The organism is Pseudomonas sp. KH_024_B2 (genome assembly GCF_057839965.1).
Genome location: NZ_JBYQPS010000002.1, coordinates 187296 through 199406, shown reverse-complemented (window position 1 = coordinate 199406; position 12111 = coordinate 187296). Strand labels below are relative to the sequence as shown.

Genomic DNA, 12111 nt, shown 5'->3' with positions numbered 1-12111 from the left:
GATAAATAGCCCAGACCCAATAGACTGTATCACCAGTCTGAATACAGGCGGCAACCTTAGCCTCAACGAGAAAGCAGTCATGCATTTACGAGAAATTGACCTCAATTTGCTGGTGGTCTTTCATCAATTGCTCATCGACGGCAGTGTCTCCCAAGCGGCCGATAACTTAGGGCTAACGCAGCCTGCAGTGAGCAACGCACTAAAGCGTCTTCGCACAACGCTTAAAGACGATCTTTTTGTGCGAACAAGTAATGGAATGGAGCCGACGCCGTATGCAGAGCAGCTCGCTGATCCGGTGTCTCAAGCGATTGGAACGCTTGTCGGAGCACTAAATAGAAGCGACGATTTTGACCCCGCAACCAGCCACAGACGCTTCATGGTTGCAATGACCGATATCGGCGAAATCTATTTCATGCCCCGCCTGATAGCCGCTTTGCTTGAGCAAGCGCCCGGTATATCGGTAGTAACAATCCGCAATCATGCCGGCCTTTCACAAAGCTTGGCTGAAGGAGAGATCGACTTGGCGGTCGGGCTTTTGCCTGGTCTGCAAGCAGGCTTTTATCAGCGACGCCTGTTCCACCATCGATATGTCTGCTTGTGCCGCAAAGATCACCCCCTGACTTTGCAACCGATGAGCCTGGAAAGTTTTTGTGAGTACGGGCACGTAAGGATTGCCGCAGCTAATACTGGGCATGGTGAGATAGATGCATATATGCAGCGAGCAGGATTGAATCGAGACATCAAGCTAGAGGTGCCGCACTTTGTCGCTGTGGGCTACATTCTTCAAAACACTGATCTGATCGCGACGGTGCCAGAACGTTTCGCAGCCAGTTGCGCTGCCCCCTTCGGTCTAACCACAATGCCTGTGCCAATTCCACTGCCGGAAATCGCCATCAATCTGTTCTGGCATGCGAGATATAACCGCGACCCAGCAAACAAGTGGTTTCGACAGTTGATGTTCGATCTCTTTAGCGACTGACAAATGGAGATGCGGCGAATGCTAATCGCCGCCTCACCGCTCCTATTCTTGAGGGCGTTTCAATACGAGTCAGCAAGAACGGTTGTACCCCGTACAGCAGCTACGCCGCCAATGCCCAATGCCATGACGGCATGCGTTATTTGTTTTGAGTTTTTTCCACGCCGGCGCCAAATGCCGTCGTGGCGAAGTCCAAAAAGGTACGCAGTTTTGGCGTAATTCGACGATCAGGTGCATACAGCACATGCAGTGCACGACTTGGAACCGGATAGTCTGGTAACAGTGGCACTAATGTACCTTGCTGCAGTGATTCAAAGACGAGTTCAATCGGTTGGAGCATGACACCCAGCCCTGCCACTGCCGCGCAAAGCAATGGCTCTCCATGATCAGCCATGTATCGGCCGCTGACAGGAACAGCAACCCTGCCCTCTGGCCCGTCGAACGTCCAATGCGTACGCAATTCAGTATGCGAGAAACCCAAACATTCATGATTCTGAAGATCCCATGGAGTTCTGAGCGCGGGTTTGTTTTTCAGGTAGGAAGGTGCGGCGCACAATATGAGCCTATAGGGTGCCAGCGGGCGAGCGATCAAGCCGCTGTCGGAGAGCTGTCCCACCCTAAATACTACGTCGAATCCCTCGTCGATAAGGTCAACAGCTCGATTCGCTAATGTCAGCTCAACGCTGATCATCGGATTCGCTTGCATGAACTCAGGAAGTCGAGGCGCCAATGACTGCATCCCGAAACTGACAGGGGCATTAATTCTTAAGCGCCCACTCGGCAGGGATTGGGTTTCAGCAGCCAGGTTTTCAGCCGTTTCCACCTCTGTCAGTATGACTTTACAGCGCTCGTAAAACTCCCGCCCGAAATCAGTCAGACTCTGGCGCCTCGTGGTTCTGTTTAGCAGCCGTACACCCAGACGCTGCTCCAAATGATTTACATGCTTGCCGATTAGTTGAGCAGACATCTGCATGGCGTCGCCCGCAGCACTGAACGAACCCATTTCGACCGCTTTCACGAACGCCGCCATACTGCTCAGTCGATCCATTAACTATGTTCCGTTTCGAATGTAGCGTCATTTTGAGTATTTATCTCATGGCGTTTCAACTCTTATCTTTCATCAATAAACTCCACACCTGCAGGTGCTTTGTCTTGGATTACCCACTGAACGACCAAACGCTCCTTACCTTGCTTGGCGAGGACTTCTACTTCCCACACGAAATCATCGGTCAGGCCTGCAAGGTTTCTGATTTTGATGGGCTTAAAGTGAGCAGCTTTTCCACCAGTGACAATGTCAACCTCTGCTATTGGGAGGCCGGTGCCGGCAGACCACTGATTTTCATCCCCGGCTGGTCGGCAAATGGCGCCATGTATTTTCATCTGATGCACATCTTGAGCAAGCACTATCACGTGTACGTTCTTGATGTTCGCAATCAGGGACTGTCGCAGCGGGTGAAATTTGGTAACCGGATTTCACGCTACGCCCAAGATGTAAAGGAGCTAGCTGATCATCTTGAGCTGGACGAAGCGGATTATTGTGGTTGGTCTATGGGGGCATCCGTAATGTGGGCCTTTATCGACCTGTTCGGAACGACAGGCATTCGTACGCTAAGCATCATTGACCAAGCTCCATCGATTTACTGCCATGCGGACTGGACAGAGCAGGAACGGCTTGAGTCAGGGGCGTTTACGACATCGCCAGAGAGAATGATTGCTTCATACGTCAATATGTCCCCGACAAACACGCTGATTTCTGCCAGCAGAGTCGTAGAGCGCGCAATGGCTCTGGATTCCCCCTACTTCCATAACGTGATAAGCCTCGTTCAGTCGGTGGTCGAGGATGACATGGCATTTACAGGCTTGGTTCTTTTTGATCACGCGACCAATGATTGGCGAGACGTCATCCAATCAAAAATAGACGTGCCAACAGCTATTTTTACTGGGGATTACAGTGATTGGCTAGAAAGTCAACACTGGATGAATGCAGTAATCAATGATTCGGTGCTGCATGTCTACTCCAAGGCCGATCAGGGTGACCACTTTCTGGCGTTCAAAAATCCCCTGAAGTTTGCCTCCGATCTACACGCTTTCCTCGAGCGGACTTGAGACTCGGCACGTTGGCGCTCTGCTTTCTCAGACGGCTGATACTCACTTTCGATCAACCGGCTTTTTTATCTGGAAGGTGCTCATCATTCCTCCCATTTTGGCTGAGCAAAATGTTCCGCTAGGAAATTGATGAGCACCCGCACCTTAGGGGCAAGATGTTTTCGGGTTGGGTATACAGCATAGATACCTAGTTCGACCGACTGATACTCAGTCAGAATTTCTACCAGATCCCCGCGGCGAAGATCTTCGGCCACCATGAAGCTTGGCTGTAAAGAGATACCTCCGCCCGCTATTGCTATGCTGCGGCAGGTATCGCCATTGTTGCAGCGCAATACCGAGCGAGTGATGACACTTTCGTTGCCATTCGGCCCTTTGAATTGCCACTCGTTCCTACTAGCAAAGTTCGTGTACGCGATAACTCCGTGGGCTGTTAGATCGGCGAGTGCGGTCAACGGCTCGTACTTATCGAGATAGGACGGCGCTGCACATAGGCACATTCGAGTACTCGCCAGGCGACGCCCAATTAGGGAGGAGTTCTCCAGTCGTGCGATGCGTACTGCAGCGTCAAACCCCTCCTCTACAAGATCCACGATCCGGTCATTCAAGCTGATATCCAACTCCACCTTAGGATAAGCCTTCATGAAGTCTGACCAGACGGGGGCAAGGTGCAATACACCGAAGCTCACTGGGGCGTTGACGCGAAGCACCCCGCTAGGTTCTGGCGCGGCAGAAGAAACAGATTCTTCAGCTGCATCCATCATTACCAATACTTCGCGGGCTTGGTCATAGAACTGACGCCCTTCCTCCGTTAGGGACAACCGTCGCGTTGTACGGTGCAGTAGGCGCACGCCGAGCCGATCTTCCAAACCGCTTACGTATCTGGAGATGGCCGCTTTCGACATCTCCAGTGAATCTGCCGCGCCGATAAAACTTCCCCTGTCCACGACGGTGCAAAACACCTGCATTTCAAGTGCTCGATCCATAACTGTCTCACTTAAAGGAACTATATGTTTCATTAGGCCTTATTTATCTCATTTTTGACACCTATAGAATGAGCCCATCAAGGAAACTCAACCGAATGAGGTAGCTATGAAAATCACAGTAATTGGTACCGGCAATATGGGTTCGGGTTTTGCCAAACAACTTTCGGCTGCTGGCCACAGTGTTCGCGTCACCGGTCGCGACATCCTCAAAGCAGAAGCTTTGGCCGACCAGTATCCAAATGTCAGCGCACACGGAGCGGCTGAAGCGCTTGCAGACAGCGAGGTTGTTGTCATTGCTACCGGTTACGTAGATGCCGTGCCTGCGCTGCAAAGCCTAGGAGATCTGGGCGGCAAGATAGTGATCGATATCACCAACCCGCTCAGCGCTGACTACATGTCCTTGACGATGGGCCATGACACCAGTGCTGCGGAAGAAATCGCTAAGGCGTTGCCGCAGGTTCACATTGTCAAAGCGTTCAACACCTTGTTTGCACAGGTTCTGGTAGATGGCCCGAAATTCGAGAATGAACAACGTGGAAGCGTTTTTGTAGCCGCAGACAACGAGCGCGCCAAACAGACTGCGGTATCACTCGCACAGAGTATGGGCTGGAACACCGTAGATGCTGGCGGATTGGTCAATGCGCGCTACCTCGAGCCATTGGCTGGTCTAAATATCTATCTCGGGTATGGCGCAGGTTTGGGCACGTCTATAGCCCCCTTCTGGCTGAACAAGTAATTTTCATCGGAGCATTCACCATGGCCACCTCATTCCCACTGTTGTTCGTATCACATGGTGCTCCAATGTTCGCAATAGAGCCCGGCTTGGCTGGTCAGCGGCTGGCCGAGCTCGGTCGCGAACTGCCGAAACCTGATGCCATCGTCATCCTGTCTCCACACTGGATGACGCGCGGCGAAGTCAGCGTGACAGCGAGCACCGCGCCTAAAACTATTCACGATTTTGGAGGCTTTCCCGAGGCGCTGTACAAATTGCAGTATCCAGCACCGGGCGCACCTGTACTGGCAGAACATATCGTCAATATGCTGCAGACGGCTGGCTGGAAGTCTCGGCTCGACCCTAATAGAGGTCTTGATCATGGCGCTTGGGTACCGCTTTTGTATCTGGCACCCACTGCGGACATCCCGGTTGTTCAGGTATCGATGCCTTCGACTCTCGATACGCGTCAAGCCTGGAAGCTGGGGGAAGCGCTGAAGCCTTTGCGCGACATGAATGTCCTCATAGTGGCTTCGGGAAGCCTTACACATAACTTGTATGAGTTCCGAGGTAATGCCACCCATGGGGCAGAATACGTAAAGAATTTCGCTTCCTGGACGGCCCAAGCACTCAAGGCTGGGAACATAGAACATCTGTTGGATTACCAGCAGCACGCGCCGTCAGCTGAACGAGCCCATCCGACCGATGAGCATTTTTTACCTCTTTTCATTGCTCTAGGTGCAGCCGGCGCAGCTTACAAAACGCGCGTGCTTGATGGCGGCGTGACCTATGGCGTGCTAGCAATGGACAGTTACCTTTTTACCTCGGCAGATAGTCGTGGGCTAGAGAACGATCAACCCATCCAAGGTGTTGCTTAACATGTTGAACCAAAATAGTTTTTCTGATCCGGCACGGGAGCCAGAGTCAGGCATTTTCTTCCGAAAAGCTTGCAGTTCCTCAAGTCCAAAAGCCCGCTTGTTACTGCTGCACGGGGTAGGTTCTAACGAAGCCAATCTGGCGTCTTTGGCTGCATCGCTGCCTGACGACTTGGAAGTTTTTTTGCTGCGTGGCCCTTTGCAGGTTGGCCCTCAGGGATTCGCCTGGTACCAAGTCAACTTCACCAGCAACGGCCCATCGTTCAATCAGGATCAAGCCGAGTCGAGTAGACAACAATTGATTCGTTTCATCGAGGCGCTGCCGAAGCTACCTACGGTGATCGCTGGATTCAGTCAGGGCGGAATTATGAGCTCAAGTGTCGGCGTAACCGAGCCAGAATTGGTATATGGGTTCGCACTCTTGAGCGGACGGATGCTGCGTGAGATCGACTCCCGAATCGCTGCACCAGAACGCCTGAAATCAGTATCCGCATTCATTGCCCACGGTCAGAAGGACAATGTTTTGCCGATCGACTGGGCACATGAGGCAGACGCCTGGCTGAAGCGTATTGGAGTCGCCCACGAAACGCACTTTTACAACATGGCCCACGAAATCATAGCGGAAGAGTTGGCTGACTTTTCGCGCTGGCTAACCAAAACGCTGTCACTTTCTAACTAAACAAAAAGGAAATCTCGCAATGATTGATTCACGTACCGCGCCTTATGCTGCATTTGCTATGCGACTGGCGCTAGGCATTATGTTCTTGGCTCACGGTCTGACTAAGCTGTTTGTGTTCACCCCTGCAGGCACTGCCGGCTTTTTCGAGTCTATTGGGTTTCCTGGCTTCCTCGCCTACCCTGTCATTGCGTTCGAAGTCGTCGGCGGTCTGTTTTTAGTTTTTGGGGTCTACGCCCGCTGGATTGCAGCTATCGCAGTTGTTCAATTGTTCGTCGCTTCGACAGTGCACTTCGGCAACGGCTGGAGCTTCACTAATGCAAACGGCGGATGGGAATATCCAATCTTCCTTTGCGTAACCGCGCTGGTTGTTGCATTGCTGGGTGATGGAGCGTTCGCAGCAAAGTCCTCGGTAAAGGCTTAAAGCTGAAGCCCCAAAAATGCCGAAGCCTGGTGCGTTATCCAGGCTTCGGCACTTTGCATAAACGGTCATCTTGAGGATCTGCGCCTCTTCGTCCCTGTTGATCCCGACTGCCAATTTGAAACCTCTCATAATGCCAATGCGTTGGATGGCTTCGGGTACACCGACGCCGATGTAAAACTACATTTCGTACGACACGAAGCCTACTCAAACCGCCGCCTCAGATGCTCGCCTCCCCCCTCGGCTTGTCGGCTAGCGAAAAAAAAGCCTGGCCACTCGTTCTGCATGCCTCGGTCACCGAATACGACGATCTCGGCGGCGGCCTGTTCCGGACGATCAGATTTGCCCATTGCCCTCGCCCAACATTGCATCCATAGGAGCTGCGGTCACCGGGAGTTTGTATACATCGGTCGATGAGTGCCGCCGGATCTGTCATGCGAACTTTGGAACATGCATCTCTGCAACACCGACAGTTCAAGCCACTACCCTTTCCATTGAAAGCTAGCGACCGCAGATTCCTTCAATACCTCAGCATGAATATTCAATACCCACGCCCGGGTACGCTCCATGATCGAACCTCAAAACAAGAATAAAGACTGAGGAGATAGGCATGACATCCCCCAAAATTCCCAATCTGGTCACCTCTGACGGCCCCAGCGCAGAGCTATTCCAGCCGGGTCGGATTGGCAGCATGCAATTGCGAAATCGCTTCGTACAGGCGCCGATTTTTACCCAGTTCGCCAGCACCTTTGGCGAGGTTGACGATAAGCTGATCGAGTACCATCGGGCCCGAGCCCGTGGCGGAGTTGGACTTATCATTACCGAGAACACTTCTATCGATTGGGAGGTGGGACGTACGGTCGGGCATCCAATCCGAATTGACCACGACAGGTTCATTGGTGGTCTGAGCAATCTGACTGATGCTGTCCATGGCGAAGGCGCGAAAATCGCCGTGCAGTTGCACCATACCGGCCGCCAGAACTCCCAAGGCAATACGGAACGAAACGAGCCGCCGCTCGCGCCGACGGCAGGTATCACCAGCGCTTTTGGCACCCCGCCACGAGCGATCGAGGAACATGAAATCCCGGGGTTGATCGACAAATACGTTCAAGGTGCCCGACGTGCAGTGGCCGCCGGTTTTGATGCGGTAGAACTACACGGTGCTCACGGCTATTTGCTAGGCCAATTCCTCTCCCCATATACCAACAAACGTACCGACCAATGGGGCGGATCGCTGGAGAATCGTGCCCGCTTCGCCCTCGAAGTGGTACGTGGAGTTCGAAAGCAAATCGGCCCAGATTTTCCTCTCTTGTACCGCCTTAGCGTTACCGAGCCTTACGAAGGCGGCCTTTCATTGGAGGATGGTTTGGCATTCTGCGAGATGCTTGAGCCATACGTCGACGCACTGGATGTGAGTGCGGGGAACTACGACACGGCAATGATATTGCTACCGATGGGGGCACCTGGATCATTGGTTAACTACGCCAAAGCAGTCAAAAAACGGGTGTCCATCCCTGTCATCGGTGTTGGGAGACTCACCTGGCTCTTTGAAGAGATGGCTGAAGCGGTATCTAACGGTGAGCTCGACTTTGTTGCTTTGGGTCGCTCGGGACTTGCCGATCCCGACACGGTTGCAAAAACCCGCCGCGGAGAACCGCAAAGTGTTCGCCGTTGTCTCGCCGTCAATGAGTGTATATCGCGTTGGATGTTCAACGGTAAGGGTACTCAGTGCGTGATAAATCCCGCCCTTGGTCAAGAACGCCGGGCAGAGCAGGCTCGCCGACTCGCCTCTAGAAAGCATCGTGTCCTGGTGGTTGGCGCAGGGCCTTCCGGATGCGAAGCCGCGGTACTGGCCGCAGAACGAGGACACACTGTACTATTGATTGAGCGTCACGACCGCATTGGTGGTCAGCTCCATGCTTGGGCCGCCGCGAGCCCTCTTCACATGGAAGTGACGAACATGATCAGGTTCTACGAGAGTGAGCTTGAGCGAGTGGGGGTTTCCGTCCAACTCAATACCGAAGTAGATGAAATCGACCTGACCTCGTGGGATACCGTCCTCCTCGCCACTGGCACTGTACCCCAGGAGCAGGGCCTAGACGTAGTAGACATGCTGGCTAATCAACAGCTTCCCGAAGCGGCCGAGATCACCGTTTTCGGTGAAACTGAGAGCGCAATGTTCGCTGCCCTTTGGCTAGCTGAAAACGGAAAAAAAGTGAGCCTAGTCTCCCCAGCGCAGGATGTTGGTGTCGACACAAATGACATGCAACGTGGACACCTAACCGAGCTGCTGAAAGCTCAAGGTGTATCGATGAAGACATCTGGTGTTCAACCCGTTGACGGAACAATCGTGATGGCGACGACCCGAATTGCCTCTACCGTCAAATCAGAGCTTGTAAATGATCATAGTGTTCAAAGCATCGGCACCAGAGCCCATGGAGGGCGGATGTATGAAGCCACTCAGTCCGGTTTCTGGGCTGCATCCAAAATCGGAGAAGCACTATGAACGTACGCGCGATCGAACACGTTGGTATCACCGTTCCCGACATGGAGCAAGCTACCCGATTTTTCGTAGAGGCCTTTGGGGCTGAGAAGCTCTACGACATGCTTGATGAGCCTTTGGGAGGCCCAGAAGTCGAAGCGGGCCTTGGTATTGCGCCAGGTGCTGTGATCAACGTAATTCGCATGCTTAGGCTCGGTAATGGCCCCAACCTTGAACTGTTCACTTATTCTGGTGTAAAGCAGGCGCAGCCCGTCGTACCTAGCGACTTTGGTATCCAGCACATTTGCATCTATGTTGACGACATTGATGCCGCGGCTGATCGTCTGGAGAAAGCTGGAGGCATTCTGCTTAGTCGACCAGGTGTCCTACCGGGCGGGGATGCCGGAAACGGAAACCGATATGTGTACACCCGGACGCCTTGGGGGAGCACGATTGAACTGGTGACCTACCCCTCGGCGCAGGCCTATGAGCGCAAAACAGACTTACGTCGGTGGCGCCCCCAACCAACTGGGCCTGAGGACTTCAAAACCCAAGCTGAGTAAGGGCGTATAGATGTTCACGCAACGGCTTGCCAGCCGATCGGTAGGATTTCCTCCGATCGATGGCGAGCCGGTTTTGCGTGTGAGCATTAAGAATGTGATAATTTCATGTGGCGTGATAACGAAATATCGTTAGCACCAGATGCTTTCAATTGCTGCAAAAAACTCCACTACAAATACAAAGAAGGGAGTTGTGATGAGCGCCAACCTTTTAACGCCAGAAAATATGCTGGACGTAATTCCTGGAAAAGTCACGATAAGCGGAACCGTAGACACGGCGCACAGTGGTGGCATGTCGCTCCGAGGGTATCGCTTTGACAAAACTGAAGTCAGCATCCCTTGCATGCGGGATTACGAGTTGGTGAGATGGAAAACAGGGACATCCAACCTTGGTTTTCATGATGGCGAGAAATGGCAGAAGTGGTCGGTCGGAAGCGACGATGTAACCATCTTGACGCGTGGTGAATCTTCAAGATGGTACTGGATGAATGACATCGAGGTCAGTCACATATATATCGCAGGAAATGATGGGGAAAGTTGCTAACGAAGTTTTTCAGAAGGATATTGAGGGCGTTTTTGTAGATCATTTCCCCATTGTCAATGACGCGAAACTCTCCAAACTCTTGGCTGCTTACGAGATGGAGTGCCTGAGTGAAGAGCCAGGCAGTAGCATCTTTACACAGACACTCGAAATCCAGATATGCATCCATTTGATTCGGCAGTATGTGCGATGCGATATCAAAGACAGTGATCAGGTGTCTCGCTTATCAAGGTTGAAGCAAAGCCAGCTTCAGGATTATATTGATACACACCTCTCCTGCCCTATTTCAGTCAAAGACATGGCGATGATCGTCGATCTTAGCCCTTCATATTTTGTTCGTGTATTTGGCTCGGCGTTTGGAGTTTCGCCACACCAGTATGTCCAAGCGCGCCGTCTAAAAAAAGCTGAACAGCTCCTTTCGACATTGCGCGATGTCCCATTGAAAGCTGTCGCAATGGACTGCGGATTTTCGGATCAAAGTCACATGACAAGGTTGTTTCAAGAAAAGTTAGCTATGACGCCAAAGCAGTATCGGGAAAAAAACACATCAAAGCTGTTTAGTTATTCGACCGTGCAGTAAAAGATGGGGAAAAGAGCCCTCCATGCCCCTTCTTCTCGCTCCATACACAAGAAATAGGGCCGACCGGCCCTTGCCTCTAGGATGAGCACGCTCTGCAAGCTTCACACACTACTGCCAGTGTTCACAGAGTTTTACCAGCTCATCTACGACATACCTAATTTTAGGCCGTAAATGAGAAACCTTCGGCCAAACGGCATGCACCTCGACTTGCTCAGGCTCATATGATTCCAGCACCTCGACCAGCCGCCCGGCCTCAATATCCTCCCTGAAGAGACAGCGTGGCATCTGGCATAAGCCTACACCCGCAACTGCAGCCAGAATCATTGCCTCGCCGTCTCCTATCTGATGGCTTGTGGGCGGCGCATAACGCACGCTTTCAGCGCCCCGTTTAACTCGCCAGGACAACGGCTGCCCCCGCCTGTAACCAACGATACAGTGATGGTCTTTCAATTCGTCCAGCGTTTCTGGCGTGCCGAATCGAGCGAGATAGGCTGGCGCTGCACAGATGGCCCAGCTTTGCCGTGCCAATCGGCGCGCAACTAACCCACTGGTGTCTTTAAGCTCTCCAAAGCGCACCAACAAGTCAATGCCCTCTTCTATTGGATCTACCAGGTTATCGGAAAACGTGATGTTGAGCTGCAAAGCGGGATATTTATTGGCGATTTCAAATAGTAATGGGGCGACAACTCGACGACCGAATGCCACTGGCATATCCACCCTCAAGCGGCCCGACGGTTCTCGACTGCCAGGGCCTAACCCGCTTTCTGCTGTTCCAATATCGTCAAGAGCTGAGGAGCAGGCCTCGTAATAAGCGTCTCCGTCAGCCGTCAACGAAATCCGGCGCGTCGTCCGATGGAAAAGCTGAGCCCCCAATCGCTCCTCTAGGCGAGCAATAGATTTTCCTACCGCTGATTTGGAAACACCGAGTCGATCAGCCGCTTCGGTAAAAGTGCTTGAACGGGCCGCCACTACAAATGTGATGACGCCTTGTAAAGAGTCGGCGGGAATCATTCTCGAAAATCTCAAGTAGATATAATGTCTACCCAGATTATAGTTTTAGTTCGTTTATCACCACATGAATCTACATTAGCATTCGCATATCGGTTGGAGCTTGCGGGGGTACGAAGCCGTCCCCCTCCTCATTAGGTGCCTCCGGCCGCCGATGAAGACAGTCACGCGCCAAGGTACTCCTACGCCGA

Annotated in this window: 13 protein-coding genes; 10 read left to right on the top strand and 3 right to left on the bottom strand. The window is 52.5% G+C overall.

Features of this window, described 5'->3' with window-relative positions; all coding sequences use genetic code 11:
* Positions 1–79 precede the first annotated feature (79 nt).
* The gene (locus tag AC3I0A_RS28205) at positions 80–979 is read left to right on the top strand and encodes a LysR family transcriptional regulator (protein ID WP_053160542.1); all 900 of its coding nucleotides are present in this window, start codon (positions 80–82) and stop codon (positions 977–979) included.
* A 136-nt stretch (positions 980–1115) separates the two neighbouring features.
* Here the strand turns inward: AC3I0A_RS28205 and AC3I0A_RS28200 are convergent, their stop codons facing one another.
* On the bottom strand, positions 1116–2024 hold the full coding sequence (locus AC3I0A_RS28200; protein ID WP_053160540.1) for a LysR family transcriptional regulator: 909 nt from the start codon (positions 2022–2024) through the stop codon (positions 1116–1118).
* Positions 2025–2128: 104 nt separating this feature from the next.
* On the opposite strand from AC3I0A_RS28200, the gene AC3I0A_RS28195 reads away from it, so the two are divergent.
* Positions 2129–3082, top strand: a complete 954-nt coding sequence (locus AC3I0A_RS28195) for an alpha/beta fold hydrolase (protein ID WP_053160634.1) — start codon at positions 2129–2131, stop codon at positions 3080–3082.
* A gap of 83 nt (positions 3083–3165) precedes the next feature.
* Here AC3I0A_RS28195 and AC3I0A_RS28190 read toward each other — a convergent pair whose 3' ends face one another.
* Positions 3166–4065, bottom strand: a complete 900-nt coding sequence (locus AC3I0A_RS28190) for a LysR family transcriptional regulator (RefSeq protein WP_053160539.1) — start codon at positions 4063–4065, stop codon at positions 3166–3168.
* Positions 4066–4171: 106 nt separating this feature from the next.
* Here AC3I0A_RS28190 and AC3I0A_RS28185 point away from each other — a divergent pair, with 106 nt between their 5' ends.
* From AC3I0A_RS28185 to AC3I0A_RS28150, 8 genes are all read left to right on the top strand, one after another.
* On the top strand, positions 4172–4801 hold the full coding sequence (locus AC3I0A_RS28185) for an NADPH-dependent F420 reductase (protein WP_489378791.1): 630 nt from the start codon (positions 4172–4174) through the stop codon (positions 4799–4801).
* Between the two features lie 20 nt (positions 4802–4821).
* Positions 4822–5655, top strand: a complete 834-nt coding sequence (locus tag AC3I0A_RS28180) for a DODA-type extradiol aromatic ring-opening family dioxygenase (protein ID WP_053160535.1) — start codon at positions 4822–4824, stop codon at positions 5653–5655.
* A gap of 1 nt (position 5656) precedes the next feature.
* On the top strand, positions 5657–6331 hold the full coding sequence (locus AC3I0A_RS28175; RefSeq protein ID WP_053160533.1) for an alpha/beta hydrolase: 675 nt from the start codon (positions 5657–5659) through the stop codon (positions 6329–6331).
* A 19-nt stretch (positions 6332–6350) separates the two neighbouring features.
* Positions 6351–6752: a DoxX family protein gene (locus AC3I0A_RS28170; protein WP_053160531.1), complete on the top strand. Its 402-nt coding sequence runs from the start codon at positions 6351–6353 to the stop codon at positions 6750–6752.
* 607 nt (positions 6753–7359) lie between these two features.
* Positions 7360–9255 carry an oxidoreductase gene (locus AC3I0A_RS28165; protein WP_489378789.1) on the top strand — a complete coding sequence of 632 codons (1896 nt, stop codon included), beginning with the start codon at positions 7360–7362 and terminating at the stop codon, positions 9253–9255.
* Positions 9252–9794 carry a VOC family protein gene (locus tag AC3I0A_RS28160; protein ID WP_489378787.1) on the top strand — a complete coding sequence of 181 codons (543 nt, stop codon included), beginning with the start codon at positions 9252–9254 and terminating at the stop codon, positions 9792–9794. Before AC3I0A_RS28165 ends, AC3I0A_RS28160 begins: the two co-directional genes overlap by 4 nt.
* 193 nt (positions 9795–9987) lie before the next feature.
* Entirely contained in the window at positions 9988–10335 is a 348-nt protein-coding gene (locus tag AC3I0A_RS28155; RefSeq protein WP_489378785.1) for a hypothetical protein, read from the top strand.
* Positions 10319–10912: a helix-turn-helix domain-containing protein gene (locus tag AC3I0A_RS28150; RefSeq protein WP_489378784.1), complete on the top strand. Its 594-nt coding sequence runs from the start codon at positions 10319–10321 to the stop codon at positions 10910–10912. Before AC3I0A_RS28155 ends, AC3I0A_RS28150 begins: the two co-directional genes overlap by 17 nt.
* 108 nt (positions 10913–11020) lie before the next feature.
* Here AC3I0A_RS28150 and AC3I0A_RS28145 read toward each other — a convergent pair whose 3' ends face one another.
* Entirely contained in the window at positions 11021–11923 is a 903-nt protein-coding gene (locus AC3I0A_RS28145; RefSeq protein ID WP_489378783.1) for a LysR family transcriptional regulator, read from the bottom strand.
* Between the last annotated feature and the right edge of the window lie 188 nt (positions 11924–12111).

Bases quoted from the DNA above. Each gene is read 5' to 3' on its own strand.
- AC3I0A_RS28150 (WP_489378784.1), top strand. From the start codon at position 10,319: ATGGGGAAAGTTGCTAACGAAGTTTTTCAGAAGGATATTGAGGGCGTT.
- AC3I0A_RS28170 (WP_053160531.1), top strand. From the start codon at position 6,351: ATGATTGATTCACGTACCGCGCCTTATGCTGCATTTGCTATGCGACTG.
- AC3I0A_RS28190 (WP_053160539.1), bottom strand. From the start codon at position 4,065: ATGGATCGAGCACTTGAAATGCAGGTGTTTTGCACCGTCGTGGACAGG.
- AC3I0A_RS28160 (WP_489378787.1), top strand. From the start codon at position 9,252: ATGAACGTACGCGCGATCGAACACGTTGGTATCACCGTTCCCGACATG.
- AC3I0A_RS28200 (WP_053160540.1), bottom strand. From the start codon at position 2,024: ATGGATCGACTGAGCAGTATGGCGGCGTTCGTGAAAGCGGTCGAAATG.
- AC3I0A_RS28155 (WP_489378785.1), top strand. From the start codon at position 9,988: ATGAGCGCCAACCTTTTAACGCCAGAAAATATGCTGGACGTAATTCCT.
- AC3I0A_RS28145 (WP_489378783.1), bottom strand. From the start codon at position 11,923: ATGATTCCCGCCGACTCTTTACAAGGCGTCATCACATTTGTAGTGGCG.
- AC3I0A_RS28180 (WP_053160535.1), top strand. From the start codon at position 4,822: ATGGCCACCTCATTCCCACTGTTGTTCGTATCACATGGTGCTCCAATG.
- AC3I0A_RS28185 (WP_489378791.1), top strand. From the start codon at position 4,172: ATGAAAATCACAGTAATTGGTACCGGCAATATGGGTTCGGGTTTTGCC.
- AC3I0A_RS28175 (WP_053160533.1), top strand. From the start codon at position 5,657: ATGTTGAACCAAAATAGTTTTTCTGATCCGGCACGGGAGCCAGAGTCA.
- AC3I0A_RS28205 (WP_053160542.1), top strand. From the start codon at position 80: ATGCATTTACGAGAAATTGACCTCAATTTGCTGGTGGTCTTTCATCAA.
- AC3I0A_RS28165 (WP_489378789.1), top strand. From the start codon at position 7,360: ATGACATCCCCCAAAATTCCCAATCTGGTCACCTCTGACGGCCCCAGC.